The sequence below is a fragment of the Nonomuraea sp. NPDC049378 genome (genome assembly GCF_055586745.1).
The window spans coordinates 180,822-197,645 of record NZ_JBVJHP010000005.1; the positions used below are offsets into that span (position 1 = coordinate 180,822).

Sequence of the window (16,824 nt, forward strand, 5' to 3'; positions counted from 1 at the left end):
GGGGCCCGCGGCCTACGACCACCAGCGATGGCCGGCCAGGCGGCGCATCTCCACGGCGGCGGAGGCGAAGTCGGCGGAGGTGGCGTGGTCGCCCTCGGACAGCCCGGCGTAGAGGGCGGCCAGGTGGGCCGGCGTCGCGGCGGGATCTCCCTGGTCCGCGCGCATGGTGCGCTCGTCGGCCAGCGCGCGGCGGCGGGAGAACCAGCGCACCATCGGCCGGCGCAGGCTCACCCGTACGCCGCGCGGGGTGAGCGCGAACACGCAGTCCTTGACCCGCACCCCCGAGGGATGGGCCAGCCCGGCGAACCGGCACGCCGACAGGTCCAGCCCCGACAGCGCCAGGTCGCCGGCGTCCACCCGGCGCAGCGAGGTCAGCGTGGAACTGCCCGTGCCCGTCACGACGGCGGGGCCGCGCAGCACCGCGCCCTCCAGGTCGGCCTGCGAGTCGGTCAGCCGCAGCGTCGTCGGGCCCGACACCGACACTCCGCGCAGGTCCACGCCGCAGCGGGCGACGACCACGTCGAGCAGGCCGTCCGCGCGGGCCCTCGCCGCCGAGAGCCGGCCGGTGGCCGACAGGTACGCGTCCGCCGCGAAGTGGGCGGCGTCGAACCCCGCGTTCCCCATGACCTTGCGGAACGAGAGCGTGCGGCCGAAGCGCGTCCCCCTGAAGGCGGCTCCCCCGAGCCTGGCGCCGTCGAAGGCGGCGTACCCGTCGAACCTGGCCCGCTCGCACGACAGCCCGTGGCCGAACACGGCCTGGCTGAACAGCGCGTCGCGGGACATCAGCGACCGGTCGAGCGAGACGTGCCCGCGCACGGTGACGCCGTGGAAGGAGAGCTCGCGGGCGAACCTGGCGCCGGCCAGCGACACGTTGCCCTCGAACCGGGCGCCGAAGAACGAGGCCAGCCGGTCGAACCTGGCCTCGTCGAGCGACACGTCGCCCGCGAACGTCACGCCCGGCAGCCGGACGTCGCCGGTGAACCGGGCGCGGTCGAAGCGCGCCCGGCCCGGCCTGCCGCCGGCGGCCTCCATGACCTGGGCCAGCAGTTCGCCGGTGACGGTCGTGCCGCGCAGGTCGAGCAGGCGGCCGGGGCGCAGCTCGCCCAGTGCTTCGGACAGGCGGTCAGGGGAGAGGTGGGCGAGGCAGTGGCCGGCCGGAGGGACGGCGACCCCGGTGCAGCTGACGGAATGCGCGCAGGTGACCCAGTCCATGGGGTCGTCATACCCGCGACGGCGCATGTCAAGGTTCGATGATTTAACGTTCTATCCACTTTTATGTGGAAAAATGCGGGCCAATTACCCTCTATTGTGCCGGACATGCGCGCTTTATCCCGAGCATCCCTGACCGCCCTGATCGTGGCGGCCATGCCCGCGGCCCTCCTCGCGGCGCCGGCCACACCGGCCCTCGCCGCGCCGGCCGCTCCCTGCGACACCCCCGCCACGCACCGGATCTCCCAGGTCCAGGGCGACGGCGACGCCACCCCGCTGGCTGGCCGGACCGTGCGGGTCGAGGGCGTCGTCACCGGCGACTTCCAGCGGACCGACCAGCTCGGCGGCTTCTTCCTGCAGGATCCCCGGCCGGACGCCGACCCGCGGACCTCCGAAGGGCTCTTCGCGTACGCGGGGGAGCCGGTCAGGGACGTCAAGCCCGGCGACCGGGTGCTGGTCACCGGACGGGCCACCGAGTTCAACGGGTGGACGGAGCTGTCGCCGGTCACCGCCGTGGACGTGTGCGGCACGGGACGCGTGGCGGCGCGGCCGTACCGGCTGCCCTCCGGTGAGCTCGAGGCCGTCGAGAACACCCTGCTGACGTTCCCGCAGCCGCTGACCGTCAGCGAGCACTACAACCTGGGCCGCTACGGCGAGGTCACGCTCTCCGCCCAGGGCAGGCTCTACCAGCCGACCGACCGGCCGGGCGTGGACCCGGCGCGGAACGCCCGCCGCTCGCTGCTCGTCGACGACGGCTCCACCAGGGAGAACCCGGCCACGCTGCCGCCCGTCGTGCGCGCCGGCGACGTGGCCTCCGGGCTCACGGGCGTGCTCGGGTACGGGTTCGGCGCGTACCGGCTGCAGCCCACGAAGCCGATCGCGTACAGGCCCGCCAATCCGCGCCCGCGCAGGCCGTCCCCGGTGGCCGGGAACGTGAAGGTGGCCTCGTTCAACACCCTCAACTGGTTCACCACGCTCGGCTCGCGCGGGGCGGGCGACGCCGAGGAGCAGCGGCGCCAGCTGGCCAAACTGGTCGCCGCGCTCAAGGGCCTGGACGCCGACGCGGTGGCTCTCATGGAGGTCGAGAACAACGGCCAGACCGCGCTCCAGGCGCTCGTGGACGCCGTCAACGCCGAGGTCGGAGCGGGCACGTACGCCGCGCTCGCCCACCCCCACCCGGGCACCGACGCCATCCAGGTGGGCCTGATCTACAAGCCCGCCAGGCTGGCCCCGGTGGGGGAGCCCCGGGCGTCGCGGGACGCGGTGTTCAGCCGGCCGCCGCTGATCCAGACGTTCCGCGGGAAGAGCGGCGGGCGGCCGTTCACGATGGTGGTCAACCACCTCAAGTCGAAGGGCAGCTGCCCCTCCAGCGGTCCCGACGCCGACCAGGGCGACGGCCAGGGTTGCTGGAACGCCACCCGCGTCGCCCAGGCCCGGGCGCTGCTCGGCGTCGTCGCGGACCTGCCAGGCCCGATCGTGCTCGGCGACCTCAACGCCTACGGCGAGGAGGACCCGATCAGGACCCTCGAGAAAGGCGGCCTGACCAGCGTGACCAAGAAGTTCGTGCCCGCGCGGCAGCGCTACAGCTACGTGTTCGACGGGCTCGCGGGCGAGCTCGACCACGTGCTCGTCGGCGGGGAGCTGCGCAGGAGGGTGACGGGCGCGACGATCTGGCACATCAACGCCGACGAGCCCCGCATCCGCGACTACAACACCGAGTTCAACCCGCCCGATCTCTACCGGCCGGACGCCTACCGTTCCTCCGACCACGACCCCCTGGTCGTCGGGCTGACCTTGCCCGGCGGCGGACGGTAAAACAGCAGAAGGGGGACAGCAGATGATATTTGGCAAACTGTCCCCCTTTTCTAGCTGTGTGAGGAGTCGTAATCTCAACGCAAGGGGATCTTACTGACGTCAAGAGGGTTTGATGGGCGGCCACGCGTTCAATCGCCTCACGAGTTCACCGGTCACCGGCGCCTACCCTGTGAGCGCGGAGGCTCTGTCGCCCGAGAGGGCCCACGCCGTGCTGCGGATGGCTCTCGGAAATCTCGCCGGTGACGCGGAGCAGCGGAAAACGGTGGCGGCGCGTTCGTACGCGCATCCGAATGGCTTCGACCGGATTTCGTTGCACCGCGAGCCCCAAGGGCTGGAAGTCCGGGTGCATCTCTGGTGGGCCGGCGTTGTTTCGGACGAGACCATTCATAATCACGCATGGGATTTCAGCTCGCTCGTGCTGTCCGGATCGTTGCGCTTCCAGTTGCTGCACCGGGCGCGGGAAGGCGAGACCTACGACTGTTACGAGTCCACGATGCCGCCCGGCGGCGTGCTGGGCGACTACGGTTTCGCGCGGACCGGCCGCGTCTCGCTCGGCGTGTCACTCGACGCGGAGGTCACGGCGGGGTCGTTCTACCGGATGCACCGTGACACCTATCATCGTGTGCTGGCCGCGCCCGGGCGGGATCCGATGACCGCCACCATGGTGGTCAGGGGCCCGGTGCGGCGGAGCTTCTCGCACGTGCTGGTGCCCTCGGGGACGCGGATGCCGCCGTCGCGGTCGATGCGGCACCTCGCGGAGGGCGAGATCATGGACAAGCTCGGCTCGCTGCTCGACGTGCTCACCGGAGCGTGAGCGTCAGTCCTCGTCGTCGAAGACCCGCTCCTGCGCAGGCCCCCACGGCGGCGTCGAGGTCAGCAACATCTTCAGCGCGTCGCCCTCGTAGGTGAACTTCGTGCCTCTCGGAATGGTGACGAGATTGCCCTGCTTGCAGTTTTCCTGCCGGTTTTCGATGTGGAACGTCCCGTGGCCCTCGAGGACGTAGTAGACGAAGTCGCACTCCAGTTGGCACAACCACGCGGGAAGGCGGCCGTCGATCTCGATGATGAGGTGGTTGCTGCTCGTCACCGCGCTGCTCGACTCGAAGAGTTTGCCCCTATGCCCGAGTTTCTGGAAGCTCCATTCGTGCGGCTCGAAGAACACGTGGGTGCTCATCCTCACCTTCCCGGTCCGTGGAGGGCTGTGAACCTGCCGGTGCTCCACTGGGAGCCTAGGCCGTGCTCTGACCGCGCGTGGCCGAACGTACAAACCTAAATTCTTTCATCTTCGAACGCGGTTATCAATGAACCTCGCGTTCGCCGGCCTTTCCTTTGTGGATCCGCTTGCCGAGCCAGGCCAGAGCGAGGCAGAGGCCCGCCCACAGGACGGAGCTGATGAGGTTGGTCCAGATGCCCTCGACGTCTATCTTGAATCCGGTCAGGACGGCCGACAGTACCGGCTGGATGAATTCCCATGTTTGGGCCACGGACAAAGCGCCGAAAGCCAGGTAGAGAAACGATTCGCGTGTCCATGCGGCCAGCCGGCGTGCCGCGCTCGCCCGCTCGGCGGCCCGCCGGGTTTCCACCGTTCCAACCGGCCGCGTGCGGCGGATCTCCAGCCATTTCGTCAGCGCGACCATGACCTGCGTGGTACACCAGACGAACTCCGTCGGGTCGTACTCCTCGAAGAGCCAGGCGCCGGAGGGGCGCTGGCGCTCCATCAGATAGCGCACCGCCCGCTCCGCCGCCTCCTGGCAGCGCGGATCGGAGGGAAAGTCGGTGAGGGCGAGCAGGGCCCAGCCGGTGCCGAAGTGCACACACCGGCACGGCGTGCGGTCCAGGGCGGCCGTGAACCACTCGTCGTAGCTGTTCTCCCACGACCCGTCGGCCTTCTGCCGATCAAGGAGGTACGTCACGCCCTCCCTGACCCAGTCGAAGTCCTCCGGCACCCCGGCCAGCCGTACGGCGTGCAGGACCTGCGCCGTCGTGGCGGCGTTGGGGGCGGCGCCGACCGTGATGCCCCAGCCCTTGCTCTCGGGCTCCTGCATGTGCCGCAGCCGCGTGGTGATCTGCCCGCGGATGTCGTCCAGGCGGTCCTGCAGGGACAGCGCCCAGAGGGTGAGCGCCGTGGGCAGGGTGCGCGGGTTGCCGATGTCGTCCTTCGTGGTGGCCGCGGCGCCCTGCTCGTCCACGCACTGGCGCAGGTAGTCCACGGCCCGCCGGACGTGCTCGTCGTTGCCGCAGTGCCAGCCCATGTCGCGCAGCGCGATGACGACCCACGCGGTGGCCTCGGCGGGGGAGTACTTCATCTCCCTGGCGGGAAAGCCGCCGTCGGGGTTCTGCCGGCCGCGTAGCCAGCCGGCCGCGCTGGTCAGCATCTCCGAGGTGGGCTCCGCCTTCATCGCCAGCATGCCGCGGATGCCGTCGAGCGTCCCGCCCCACTCCGTCGGATCCTCGTCGACGTGGTGACCCCACCCGGACGAGGCCGGCGAGGACTTGTAACACGATCGCAGCCACTGCTCCGCCCGGCGCAGGCCGCGCTGGACGTCAGGCTCCTCCTGACCCACCACTCCAGGCATGTTCCCCCAAGCGGTACACGATTGACCTCATATCCTTTTATCGCGGCAATGAGGGCTGGCGTCACAAGGATGCTCAATCGGTTGGAGTGTCCTCCCGGCGTGTCGCATCGTAGGCTTGCTCGCATCCGGACGACGACGGAGTCGTCCGGTGGACGACCCCCATACAGAAGGCGGCGTGCAATGGCGCACGTGAATCAACCGCCGGCGCGCGGGTTGCGCGTCGGGACATGGAACGTCCGGGAGGGCTGGAAGGGCGACGGAGACGACACGGGCACGCACGACGTGGTGCGGCTGATCCAGGAGCTGGACCTGGACGTGATCGCTCTCCAGGAGGTGCCCTTCCGCGGCGGTCGCTCCCCGATGCTGGAGTCGATCGCCGGGCAGACCCCGCTGCGGCACGTCGCCGGCCACGTGCTGTCGCAGGCGATGCACGTGCCGGGCTCCGCCGGCATCGCGCTGGCGGCCAGGCTCCCCCTCGACGGCGTCAACCGCGTCATCCTGCCCAACCCCGAGCTGGCCGCGAACGGCCTGCGCTCCTTCGACAAGGGCCTGATGACCGCCCGGATGGCCTGGCACGGCCGCATGATCGCGGTCGCCGCCCTGCACATGGTGCCCTTCGGACGGTTCGGGCGCCGGGCCGAGGACCCGGCCTTCAGCCACATCTGGGACCGGGCGGGCAAGGAGATCGAGCGGGTCATGCTGCCCCTCACGTTCGTGGGCGGCGACTTCAACACCTCCAGGCGGGACCTGCTCGACCTGCCTCTCGAGCCGGTTCACTCGACGGGGCGCGACGCCGTGCTGCACAGCGAAGGGGCGCGTGCGGTGACGCTGAAGACCGTCGAGACCTTCTCCGACCACCCCGCCCAGGTGGTGGAGTTCGCTCTGGCGTAGAGCCGGAATCACCGGGCAGGGTAATGAGTTCTATCCGTCACAGACGTACCAACGAACGAGGAGCCTTTTGTGGCGACCATCGAAGTGACAGAGAAAACCTTCAACGACATCGCCGACAAGGGGATCGTCCTGCTCGATTTCTGGGCCGAGTGGTGCCCTCCGTGCAAGAAGTTCGGACCGATCTTCGAACAGGCGTCGGAGAAGCACGACGACATCACGTTCGGAAAGATTGACACTGACGCGGAGCAGGGGCTCGCGCAGGGGTTCGACATCACCTCGATCCCCACGCTGATGGCCATCCGCGACGGCATCGTGGTCTTCGCCCAGGCGGGCGCCATCCCGGCTCCCGCGCTGGAAGACCTGATCAGGCAGGTTCGGGCGCTCGACATGGACGCCATCAGGGCGGAGCTCAACGAAGAGCTGAAGAACGCCCAGAAGAACTGACCCTGGCGAGCCCCGCCGGTACCGGCGGGGCTCTCGCGCGCCGGCGGGCTAGGGCTTGCGGCCGACTCCGACGTACCCGAAGGTGATGCCCTTGCCCGGGTCGCCCGGGTCGTCCGTGCGCCAGTCGTACGGGTGCACCAGCCCGGGCTCGGCCAGCTCATAACCGTCGAAGAAGCGCAGGATGTCCTCGCGGGTGCGCAGGTTGAGCGCGGCCGTGGCCGTGCGGTAGACCTCCAGGGCCTGCGGGGTGATGTCGGGCGTGGGGTCCACGGCGTGGCTGACGACCAGGTGGCTGCCGGGCGCGCTCGCGTCCCGCAGTTTCGCCACCACCTCGTGGGCGAGCTCGTCGGGGACGAAGTGCAGCACGGTCAGCATCAGGAACGCCACCGGCCGGTCGAAGTCGACCAGGCCGTCCAGCCTGTCCAGCAGCGTCTCCGGCCGTCGTACGTCTGCCTGGAGGAAGTCCACGTCGTCGCGGCGGGCCAGCAGCGCCCTGCCGTGCACGCACACCACGGCGTCGTAGTCGACGTACACGACGCGCGCCTCCGGGGCGATCTCGTGCGTGTTGCCCTGGGTCGGCAGGCCGGCTCCGAGGTCCACGATCTGCCGCGTGCCCTCGTCCACGAGATGGCGTACGGCGCGGCGCAGGAACGCCCGGTTCGAGCGGGCGGCCTCCTTGGTATGGGGGAAGTTCTTGAGGATCTGCTCCGCCGCTGCACGGTCGGCCGCGAAATTGTCCTTGCCGTCGAGAAAGTAGTCATACATTCGCGCGACGTTAGGGACGTTGGGGTCGACCCCCTCGGGGGCATCATCCACGTTTTTCTCCCGAAATTTCGCCCTGTTTGCGGCGATCATAGCGGGGTAAACGCCCGAAATCTCCGGAAAACGGGATGACCGAGAGCGCTATTGAGACGCATGTCACGTTCTGTGACAGGCATGCCCGGCGCGGTGCGCAGGCGAAAGCCCGGCCGCCCCGCGACGGGACGGCCGGGCCGCTCGTGTCCGGTGCCGTAAAGGGGCCGGACGCGTGGTCAGGGGTCAGCCGCGGTAGAGCTCGGCCACCTCGAAGGCGAGGTCGAGCGACTGGCTGCGGTTGAGCCGCGGGTCGCAGGCCGTCTCGTAGCGCGTGGCGAGGTCGGTCTCGCCGATCTCGTGGCCCCCGCCCACGCACTCGGTCACGTCGTCGCCGGTGAACTCGATGTGGATGCCGCCCGGATGCGTGCCGAGCGACCTGTGCACCTCGAAGAAGCCGGCCACCTCGTCGAGCACGTCGTCGACCCGCCGCGTCTTGTGGCCGCTCGGCGCCTCGAAGGTGTTGCCGTGCATCGGGTCGCAGATCCAGGCCACCCGGGCCCCCGTCGCGCTGACCTCCTTGACCAGCGCGGGAAGGGACTCGCGGATCTTGGAGGCGCCCATCCGGGTGATGAACGTGAGCCGTCCCGCCTCGTTGCCGGGATTGAGCTTCTCGACGAGCGAGACGGCCTCCTCCGGCGTGGTCGTGGGGCCGAGCTTGACGCCGATCGGGTTGCGGATGCGCGAGAAGAAGTCGACGTGCGCGCCGTCGAGCTGGCGGGTGCGCTCGCCGATCCAGACCATGTGCGCCGACACGTCGTAGGGCAGGCCGGTGCGGGAGTCGATGCGGGTGAGCGCCCGGTCGTAGTCGAGGATGAGCGCCTCGTGCGAGGAGTAGAACTCCACCGTGTGGAACTCCTCGGGGTCGGCCCCGCAGGCCCGCATGAACGCCAGCGCCTGGTCGATCTCCCTGGCCAGCTTCTCGTAACGGCGCCCGGCCGGTGACTCGGCGACGAAGTCCTGGTTCCAGGCGTGCACCTGGCGCAGGTCGGCGTAGCCGCCCTTGGTGAACGCGCGCGCGAGATTGAGCGTCACGGCCGAGGAGTGGTAGGCCTTGAGCAGCCGCCACGGGTCGGGCCTGCGGGCCTCGGGCGTGAACTCGACGCCGTTGACCATGTCACCGCGGTAGGCGGGCAGCTCCACGCCGTCGCGGATCTCGGTGCCCTTGGAGCGCGGCTTGGCGAACTGCCCGGCGACCCGGCCGATCTTCACGACCGGCACCTTGCCCGCGTAGGTCAGCACGATCGCCATCTGCAGCAGCGTCTTGAGTTTGTTGCGCACGTTGTCGGCGGTGGCGCCGGCGAAGGTCTCGGCGCAGTCGCCGCCCTGCAGGACGAACGCCTCGCCGCGGGCCACGGCGGCCAGCTGGTCCTTCAGCTGGTCGCACTCGCCCGCGAAGACGAGTGGGGGCAGGCCGCCGAGCTCGGCGACGACCTTGTCGAGCTCACCGGGGTCGGGCCAGTCGGGCTGCTGCGCCGCGGGGAGGGCTCGCCAGGAATCGAGATCCACGAGATTGCTGCTCACGAGATACGAGGGTATTCCACTGCGTCGGCCCCACCGACCCCATTGTCCACGTTGTGAGAAGGCAGTTGTCCGGATACGGGCTCACAGCGGCGGGCTTTCCCTGACGTACACGTGCTCGGGACGCACACCGAGCCCGACGAACCGCGGGATCACCCGGTTGACCAGCGGGACCTTCGTCAGGTCCGTGGGCAGCCCCGACGGGTCGAACCGGCGCGACAGGGCCGGCCGGATCACCAGGTTCTGGACCAGCCGCTGGGCCGCCTGCGTGACCCTGGTCGGCGCCATCCGCCTCCGCTGCACCAGGTGCAGCGTCGGCTCGGGGACGGGCGCGCCGGACCTGAGCGAGCCGGCCAGCAGGTTGGCGGCGGCGACCGCGTCCTGGACGGCCAGGTTGATGCCCACCCCGAACACCGGCGACATGGCGTGCGCGGCGTCCCCGATGCACAGCAGCCCGGGCCGGTGCCAGCGGCGCAGCCGGTTGAGCTTGACCGTGAGCACGCTCACGTCGTCGTAGCCGCCGATCCCGCCGGTCCGGTCGGCCAGCCACGGCAGCAGCCTGGCCACCGGCTCGCGCAGCGCGTCGATGCCACCGCTCACGAGCGCGGAGTATCCGCCCTTGGGAATCAGGTACGCCAGCTGCCAGTAGGTCTCCCGGTTGATCGCGACCATCATGTTGCCGCTCGAGATCCGCAGGAACGTGTCGTCACGATCCCCGTCGTTCCTGGGCAGCGCGAACCACACCACGTCCATGGGCGCCCTGAGATCCTCGGGCACGAGCCCGGGCCGCTCGCGCAGCGTCGAGGAACGCCCGTCGGCGGCCACGGTCAGGGCTGCCCTGATCTCGTGCTCGCCGGACGCGTCCCGGTAGCGGAGCCCCCGCACGGCGTCGCCCTCGCGGACCAGGTCGTACGCCTCGGCGTTCATCAGCAGCCGGAAGTTCGGATATCTGCCGGCCGCCGACGTGACGAGGTTGAGGAACTCCCACTGCGGGACGAACGCGATGTAGTCATACTTGCCCGGCAGACCGCGCAGGTTCGCCAGCCTGATCTCGCCGGTGTCGGTGACGATGCCGACCTCGTACGCCTTCCTGTGCGGGAGGCGCAGGAACTCCCGCGCCAGCCCCAGCTCGTCGAGCACCTGCAGGGTCGACGGGTGGATGGTGTCGCCCCTGAAGTCGCGCAGGAAGTCGCCGTGCTTCTCCAGCAACGTCACCTCGACGCCCGCCCTGGCCAGCACCAGCGCGAGGACCGCGCCCGCCGGCCCGCCGCCCGCTATCACGCATCCCATGAGCCATCACCCGGTGAACCAGAAGAGCCGGGGCCGTGGGCATCCGACATGCCCGGGCAACCGAAGTACATGCGTGAGCCGCCTCTCTCACAGGGGAGTGGACATTGACTTCCTTCCCACGCCCGCAGGCGGGACATCCCCGGACCGGGATCTCCAGCGAAGGAGGAACCGATGGACGACGACCTCCACGCCCTGTCCGGCGCCTACGCCGTGCACGCGCTGCCGTACGCCGAGGAGGTTCTGTTCGAGGACCACCTGCGCGCGTGCCCCGGCTGCGCGGCCGAGGTGCGGCACCTGCGTGAGACGGCCGCCTGGCTGGCGGAGGCGGCGGCCGAACCCCCACCCGCCACCCTGCGCGCCCGCCTGCTGGCCGCCGCACACCGCCGCACCAGCCCGCAGGAGGGCCCTCGCGCCGGTCCGCCGGAGGATCGCCGCGCCGGGTCGCGTGAGCGCCGCCGTACCGGTGCGCGGGAACGCCGCCGTACCGGTCCGCCGGACGGGTGGCGGCGGTCGAAGGTGCCGGCAGGGCTGGCGGCGGTGTGCGCCGCGGCCGCGGCGGCGTTCGGGGCGGTGGCCGTCGACGCCCGCCGCGACCTCGGCGACCTGACCGCCAGGACGGGGGAGGTCGCCGCCGTGCTGGCCGCGCCCGACGTCCGGACGGTGCGCCTGCCGGTCTTCACCGGCGGCACCGGCACGGTGGCGGTCTCGCGCTCCGCGGGACGGATGGTGTTCACCTCGTCGGGGCTGCGGGACCTGCCCGACTCCCACGACTACGAGCTGTGGCTGACGGGGCCGGAAGGCGCACGCCCCGCCGGGCTGCTCGACCGGGCGGCCGGCGGGGTGACCGTGCCCGTGGTGGCCCCGCTGGAGGGCGGGCGGCGGGTGGCGCTCACCGTCGAGCCCGCGGGCGGCTCCGAGAGGCCCACCACGCGCCCCATCATGGTGGCCCGCCTGCCCGCCGCCTGAACGCGCGGACCCCGCGCGCCCCGACGGCGCGCCACGCGCGCGGCCGGGCCGGGCTTTCCCGTCAGCCGTGGGAGAGGCGGCGCAGGACGACGTCCAGCGCGGACAGCGAGCGGTCGCGGACCCTGGCGTACTCCTCCTCCGGATACTGCCGGGGCCCGTTCTCGACCAGCAGGATCAGGTAGAGGTAGGCGCGGTAGAGGTCGAGCCGGGTCAGCGCCGAGGGGGTGAGCTCCAGCGGCGTCACCTCGCGGTAGCCGGCCAGCAGCGGATCGTCCTCGCGCAGCTCACCGAAGATCGTCGGGGTGACGAACTCGGCGATCGGGTCGCCCCAGAAGGCTCGCTCGTGGTCGATGATGGCCTGGATCCTGGGCGGGCCGCTCAGGTCGAGGAAGACGTTGCCCGCCCACACGTCGAAGTGCACCAGCCGGGGTGTCGTCACCTCGCCGAGCACCGGAGAGGCGGCCTCGAACACGGCCATGAGCTCGGCCGCCGGGCGCGGCAGCGGGGCGGGATAACGTTCGGTGTCGCCGAGCAGCGCGGCCACCATCGACAGGAACGCCTCGCGCCACGTGGCGCCCACGATGCCGGCGTGCGGGTAGCCGAACACCTCGCCCGTCACCGTGTTGAACCTGGCCAGGTGGCGGCCGAGCTCCCTGCGCAGCGCGTCCTCGCCGTCGGGCTTGACGTCGTTCCACGACACGCCGTCGAGGGCGCTCAGCATCAGGTAGTCGCCGCCGAGCACCGGGTCGTCGAAGCCGGCCCGCAGCAGTGACGGCACCGGGACGCCCGCCTTGAGGGCGTGCTCGTAGGCGGCGGCCTCCATGCGCAGCAGGTTGCGTTCGTAGCTGAGCTGGTCGAGCTCGGGCGGCGGCGACAGCTTGAGCACCACCTCGCGGCCGTCGTCGAGCGCGAGCCGCCAGACCGCGTTGGCGAAGCCGTCGGTCAGCTCGGTGGCGGACGCGACGCCCGCGCCCAGCGCGCGCCGGGCCAGCGCGTCGAGCTCGGCCGCGGATAACCGGCGCTTCGTCCTGCTGTCCACGAGAACCCCTTCCCCTCAGGCGGACTCCCTGCGCACCAGGTGCGTGTCGAGAATGACGACGGGCTGGCGCAGCTCCTCGCCGTTGATGCGGGCGACGAGCAGCCGGGCCATCTGGCGGCCCATGGCCTCGGTCGGCTGGTGGACGGTGGTCAGCGGCGGGTCGGCGCTGAGCGCGGCCTTGGAGTCGTCGAACCCGATCACGGCCACGTCGCCGGGGATCGACCGCCCCGCGGCCTTGAGCACGCGCATCGCGCCCAGCGCCATCGGGTCGGACGCGGCGAAGACCGCGTCGAGCTCGGGATGCGTCCGCAGCAGCTCGGCCATCGCGACGGCCCCGCTCTGCTCGGAGAAGTCGCCGTAGGACACCAGCTCCGGCAGGCCCGAGGGCAGCAGCGCGTCCCGGTAGCCGGAGAGCCGGTCGACGCCCACCCCCATGTCCTGCGGGCCGGCGATCGCGGCGATCGCGCGGCGGCCGAGGCTCAGCAGGTGTTTGACCGCCTGCCGGGCCCCGGCCCTGTTGTCCATGTCCACGTAGCTGTAGGGGTCGAGGCCGACGGGCCGGCCACCGAGCACGGTGGGCACGCCCATCGCCTCCAGCCGGCCCGGCAGCGGATCGGCGCCGTGCAGCGACAGGAGCAGCACGCCGTCGACGTGCTGCCCCGTCAGGTAGTTCTCGAGTCGCTCGTGCTCCTCCGGCGACCTGGCCATGGCCAGGATCAGCTGCAGGCCGGTCTCGGCCAGCGCCGAGCCGATGCCGCGGATGGTGCCCGCGAAGTACGGCTCGTCGAAGACGCGCAGCTGCGACTCGGACACCACCAGCGCCACGGTGTCCGTGCGGCGCGTCACCAGCGCCCGCGCCGCGCGGTTGGGCACGTAGCCCAGCTCGCGTATGGCCAGCTCAACGGCCTCGCGGGCCCTGGCGCTGACGTTCGGCGAGCCGTTGATGACTCTCGACACCGTGCCCCGGCCCACCCCGGCCCGAGCCGCGACTGCCTCAAGAGTCGGTCGGTTCATGTCGCCTATTCTGCCGGATGATCTCCGAGTACCAGAGCGCGCTGTCCTTGGGCAGCCGTTCCAGCGTCTCGTAGTCCACCCGAACCAGGCCGAACCGCTTGCCGTAACCCCAGGCCCACTCGAAGTTGTCCATGAGCGACCAGGCGAAATAGCCCTCCAGGGGCACGCCCGCGTCGATGGCCTGCTTGCAGGCGCCGAGGTGCGCCTCGACGTACGCCCGCCGCTCGTGGTCGTGCACGCGGCCGTCGTCGAGCACGTCGTCGAAGGCGGCCCCGTTCTCGGCGATCACCATCGGGATCGCGGGGTAGTCGCGGGCCACCCTGGTGAGCACCTCGACCAGGCCGGACTCGTCGATCTCCCAGCCCATCGCCGTCGTCGGACGGCCGCCGTTGACGAACGACACGTGCTCGCTGCCGACCCACGGCGACCCCGTGTCCGTGGGGGCCGCGGCGGCCGACTGGGCGCCGCCTGGTGCTCCCGAGACCGTGAAGCGGCTGTAGTAGTTGACGAGCAGCACGTCGATGGGCGCGTTGACGATCTTCATGTCGCCGGGCTGGACGAAGTCCATCTCGACGGGCAGGTCGGCCAGCACGTCCTCCGGATAGCTGCCCAGCAGCAGGGCGTCCAGGAAGAACCGGTTCTGCAGGCCGTCGATGCGCCGGGCCGCGTCGAGGTCCTCCGCGCTGTCGGTGGCGGGCGTGACCGCGTACAGGTTCACGCTGCCGCCGACGCGCCGGGCGCCCATCGCCTGCACGGCCAGGCCGTGCGCCAGGTTGAGGTGGTGCGCGCCCCTGATCGCGTTCTCCGGTTCGCGCCTGCCAGGAGCGTGCTCGCCGGAGGCGTAACCGAGGAACGCGGCGCACCACGGCTCGTTGACGGTGCTGAACGTGTGCACGTGGTCCTTCAGCGCCTCGTGCACCGTCGCCGCGTAGTCGGCGAAGCAGTAGGCGACGTCGCGGTTGGGCCAGCCGCCCCTGTCCTCCAGCTCCTGGGGCAGGTCCCAGTGGTAGAGGGTCAGCCAGGGGTCGATGCCGTGCTCGCGCAGCTCGTCGGTGAGCCGCTTGTAGAAGTCGAGGCCCTTCTGGTTGATCCTGCCGGTGCCGGCCGGCTGGATGCGGGGCCAGGAGACCGAGAAGCGGTAGGCCGACAGGCCCAGCCGCGCCATGACGGCGACGTCGTCCTTGTACCGGTGGTAGTGGTCGATGGCCACGTCCGCGTTGTGCCCGTTGAGCACCCGTCCCGGCTTCCTGGTGAAGGTGTCCCAGATGGACCGCCCTCGCCCGTCCTCCTCGACGGCCCCCTCGATCTGGTAGGCCGAGGTCGCCGCGCCCCACGCGAAGCCCGCGGGGAAGCGCAGCCCGGTACGCGTCTGTTCCTCTTGTGTCGTCACGCCTTGACCGCACCTTCCATGAGTCCGCCGACGATTTGGCGGCCGAATGCGACGAATACTGCGATGAGCGGGATGATGGACAGCGCCGTTCCCGCGAAGATCAGCGAGTACTCCGTGGAGAACCTCGCGTTGAGCGAGTTGATCGCGATCTGCACGGTCGGGTTGTCCTGGTTGAGCACGATCAGAGGCCACATGTAGTCGTTCCACATGAGCATGAACGTGTTGATGCCGAGCACGGCCATGCCGGGCCTGACCGCGGGCAGCACGACGTTCCACCAGATGCGCAGCGTGGCGGCGCCGTCGACCCGGGCGGCCTCGACCAGCTCCATCGGCACGGACTGCCGCGTGTACTGCGTCATCAGGAAGACACCGAACCCGTTGAGCAGGTACGGCAGGATGACCGCCTTGAGCGTGCCCGTCCACTCCAGGCTCACCATGAGCCGGTAGAGCGGGACCACGCCCATCTGCTGCAGGGGCACCGCCATCGTCAGCAGCACGAGCAGCAGCAGCGCGTTGCGTCCCTTGAAGTTCAGGTTGGCGAACGCGAAGCCGGCCAGCGTCGAGATGATGATGACGGAGAGGGTGACGACGCTCGCCACGATGAACGAGTTGGTCAGGCCGGCCACGAACTTGGCCTCGGGGTGGTTGAGCACCGCGATGATGTTCTGGCCCAGGTTCCCGCCCGGCAGGAACTTCGGCGGGGAGGCCACCGCGTCGGAGTTCGTACGCGAGGCGATGACCAGCATCCAGTACAGCGGGAAGGCCGACAGGAAGATGGCCAGCCCGAGCAGGACCCTCGTGAGGACGGACGGTTTCCAGATGGTCATCGCGTGCCCCCGATCCTGCGCACGAACAGGAAGTTGATCGCCGCTCCGATGAGGATCAGCAGGAACAGCAGCCAGGCGGCCGCGGAGGCGTAGCCGTAGTCGAACTCGCGGAAGGCCTCCTTGTAGACGAACATGGCCACCGTCTGGAACTGGCCCTGCGACCCGCCGTCGGGATTGCCGTTGTAGAACGTCATCGGCTCCGAGAACAACGTCAGGCCGCCGATCGTGGAGTTGAGCACCACGAAGATCATGGTGGGGCGCAACATCGGCAGCGTGATCTGCCAGAACTGCCTGCGCTGGGAGGCGCCGTCGATGGAGGCGGCCTCGTACAGGTCGCGCGGGATCGTCTGCATGCCGGCCAGGAAGATGATCGCGTTGTAGCCGGTCCAGCGCCAGTCGACCATGGTGGCGATGGCGATCCATGACGGCACCCGTTCGGCCCGCCAGTTCGTGTTCTCGACGCCGAACATGCCGAGCAGCCAGTTGACCAGGCCCCAGTCGCGGGCGAACAGCTGGGTGAACACCACCGCGACGGCGACGACCGACGTGACGAGCGGCAGCAGCACGCTCATGCGGATCGCCAGCCGGAAGCGCAACCGCTTGTTCAGCGCGTTGGCCAGGAACAGCGCCAGCAACATCTGCGGGACGGTGGCCATGACGAACATGGCCACCGTGTTCACCGTGGCGCGCCAGAAGTCGTCGTCGCCCAGCAGCGCGGTGTAGTTGCCCAGCCCGGCCCACTCGGTGGTGCCGGTCAGGTCGTAGTCGTACAGCGAGTAGTAGAGCGTGAACGCCAGCGGGAACAGCCCGAAGGCGGCGAACAGCAGGAAATACGGGGACACCAGTGCGTACGGCATCGCCTTGACGTCCAGGCGGGAACGCCAGCGGCGGCCGGGCGGACGGGCGCGGCGATTACCGCTCCGCGTCGCCCGGGGAAGGGTGTCGATGCTCATAACAGACCTTTCACGGCAACGTGCCCGGCCCGCCGCG

16 protein-coding genes are annotated in these 16,824 nt (G+C 70.3%); 5 read left to right on the forward strand and 11 right to left on the reverse strand.

The annotated features are described in order from the left end of the window. Positions 1 to 12 precede the first annotated feature (12 nt). On the reverse strand, positions 13 to 1,212 hold the full coding sequence (locus ACZ6SA_RS12950; RefSeq protein ID WP_347643076.1) for a pentapeptide repeat-containing protein: 1,200 nt from the start codon (positions 1,210 to 1,212) through the stop codon (positions 13 to 15). 105 nt (positions 1,213 to 1,317) lie between these two features. Between ACZ6SA_RS12950 and ACZ6SA_RS12955 the strand changes: the two genes are divergently transcribed. Both ACZ6SA_RS12955 and ACZ6SA_RS12960 read left to right on the forward strand, forming a co-directional pair. Further along, entirely contained in the window at positions 1,318 to 3,024 is a 1,707-nt protein-coding gene (locus ACZ6SA_RS12955; RefSeq protein WP_465827976.1) for an ExeM/NucH family extracellular endonuclease, read from the forward strand. A 343-nt stretch (positions 3,025 to 3,367) separates the two neighbouring features. Beyond that, a complete protein-coding gene (locus ACZ6SA_RS12960; protein WP_347643078.1) occupies positions 3,368 to 3,838 on the forward strand; it encodes a hypothetical protein in 471 nt (156 codons plus the stop codon). Positions 3,839 to 3,841: 3 nt separating this feature from the next. Here ACZ6SA_RS12960 and ACZ6SA_RS12965 read toward each other — a convergent pair whose 3' ends face one another. Both ACZ6SA_RS12965 and ACZ6SA_RS12970 read right to left on the reverse strand, forming a co-directional pair. Further along, the gene (locus ACZ6SA_RS12965; protein ID WP_347643079.1) at positions 3,842 to 4,198 is read right to left on the reverse strand and encodes an AraC family ligand binding domain-containing protein; all 357 of its coding nucleotides are present in this window, start codon (positions 4,196 to 4,198) and stop codon (positions 3,842 to 3,844) included. A 124-nt stretch (positions 4,199 to 4,322) separates the two neighbouring features. Next, positions 4,323 to 5,591, reverse strand: coding sequence for a prenyltransferase/squalene oxidase repeat-containing protein (locus tag ACZ6SA_RS12970; protein WP_347643080.1), 1,269 nt, complete (start codon positions 5,589 to 5,591; stop codon positions 4,323 to 4,325). Between the two features lie 198 nt (positions 5,592 to 5,789). Here ACZ6SA_RS12970 and ACZ6SA_RS12975 point away from each other — a divergent pair, with 198 nt between their 5' ends. Beyond that, positions 5,790 to 6,491 carry an endonuclease/exonuclease/phosphatase family protein gene (locus tag ACZ6SA_RS12975; RefSeq protein ID WP_347643081.1) on the forward strand — a complete coding sequence of 234 codons (702 nt, stop codon included), beginning with the start codon at positions 5,790 to 5,792 and terminating at the stop codon, positions 6,489 to 6,491. A 69-nt stretch (positions 6,492 to 6,560) separates the two neighbouring features. Then, positions 6,561 to 6,935: a thioredoxin family protein gene (locus tag ACZ6SA_RS12980; protein ID WP_347618937.1), complete on the forward strand. Its 375-nt coding sequence runs from the start codon at positions 6,561 to 6,563 to the stop codon at positions 6,933 to 6,935. Between the two features lie 48 nt (positions 6,936 to 6,983). Here ACZ6SA_RS12980 and ACZ6SA_RS12985 read toward each other — a convergent pair whose 3' ends face one another. From ACZ6SA_RS12985 to ACZ6SA_RS12995, 3 genes are all read right to left on the reverse strand, one after another. Continuing rightward, positions 6,984 to 7,790: an SAM-dependent methyltransferase gene (locus ACZ6SA_RS12985; protein WP_443151475.1), complete on the reverse strand. Its 807-nt coding sequence runs from the start codon at positions 7,788 to 7,790 to the stop codon at positions 6,984 to 6,986. Between the two features lie 183 nt (positions 7,791 to 7,973). Next, positions 7,974 to 9,311 (reverse strand): class II 3-deoxy-7-phosphoheptulonate synthase, encoded by a 1,338-nt coding sequence (locus ACZ6SA_RS12990; RefSeq protein WP_347643083.1) that lies wholly within the window; start codon positions 9,309 to 9,311, stop codon positions 7,974 to 7,976. Positions 9,312 to 9,392: 81 nt separating this feature from the next. Then, complete coding sequence (locus ACZ6SA_RS12995) at positions 9,393 to 10,598, reverse strand: FAD-dependent oxidoreductase (RefSeq protein WP_465827981.1); 1,206 nt, start codon at positions 10,596 to 10,598, stop codon at positions 9,393 to 9,395. A 171-nt stretch (positions 10,599 to 10,769) separates the two neighbouring features. On the opposite strand from ACZ6SA_RS12995, the gene ACZ6SA_RS13000 reads away from it, so the two are divergent. Beyond that, positions 10,770 to 11,564, forward strand: coding sequence for an anti-sigma factor (locus ACZ6SA_RS13000; protein WP_465827983.1), 795 nt, complete (start codon positions 10,770 to 10,772; stop codon positions 11,562 to 11,564). A gap of 61 nt (positions 11,565 to 11,625) precedes the next feature. Here the strand turns inward: ACZ6SA_RS13000 and ACZ6SA_RS13005 are convergent, their stop codons facing one another. The 5 genes from ACZ6SA_RS13005 to ACZ6SA_RS13025 are packed head-to-tail and all read right to left on the reverse strand — an operon-like array spanning position 11,626 to position 16,787. Then, positions 11,626 to 12,603, reverse strand: a complete 978-nt coding sequence (locus ACZ6SA_RS13005; RefSeq protein ID WP_347643086.1) for a phosphotransferase family protein — start codon at positions 12,601 to 12,603, stop codon at positions 11,626 to 11,628. Positions 12,604 to 12,618: 15 nt separating this feature from the next. Further along, positions 12,619 to 13,617: a LacI family DNA-binding transcriptional regulator gene (locus ACZ6SA_RS13010; RefSeq protein WP_347643087.1), complete on the reverse strand. Its 999-nt coding sequence runs from the start codon at positions 13,615 to 13,617 to the stop codon at positions 12,619 to 12,621. Then, entirely contained in the window at positions 13,598 to 15,007 is a 1,410-nt protein-coding gene (locus ACZ6SA_RS13015) for a GH1 family beta-glucosidase (RefSeq protein ID WP_347643088.1), read from the reverse strand. The genes ACZ6SA_RS13010 and ACZ6SA_RS13015 overlap by 20 nt, the downstream gene beginning before the upstream one ends. Next, positions 15,004 to 15,834 (reverse strand): carbohydrate ABC transporter permease, encoded by an 831-nt coding sequence (locus ACZ6SA_RS13020; RefSeq protein WP_347643089.1) that lies wholly within the window; start codon positions 15,832 to 15,834, stop codon positions 15,004 to 15,006. Before ACZ6SA_RS13020 ends, ACZ6SA_RS13015 begins: the two co-directional genes overlap by 4 nt. Continuing rightward, positions 15,831 to 16,787, reverse strand: coding sequence for a carbohydrate ABC transporter permease (locus tag ACZ6SA_RS13025; RefSeq protein ID WP_443151469.1), 957 nt, complete (start codon positions 16,785 to 16,787; stop codon positions 15,831 to 15,833). Before ACZ6SA_RS13025 ends, ACZ6SA_RS13020 begins: the two co-directional genes overlap by 4 nt. Positions 16,788 to 16,824: the final 37 nt, after the last annotated feature.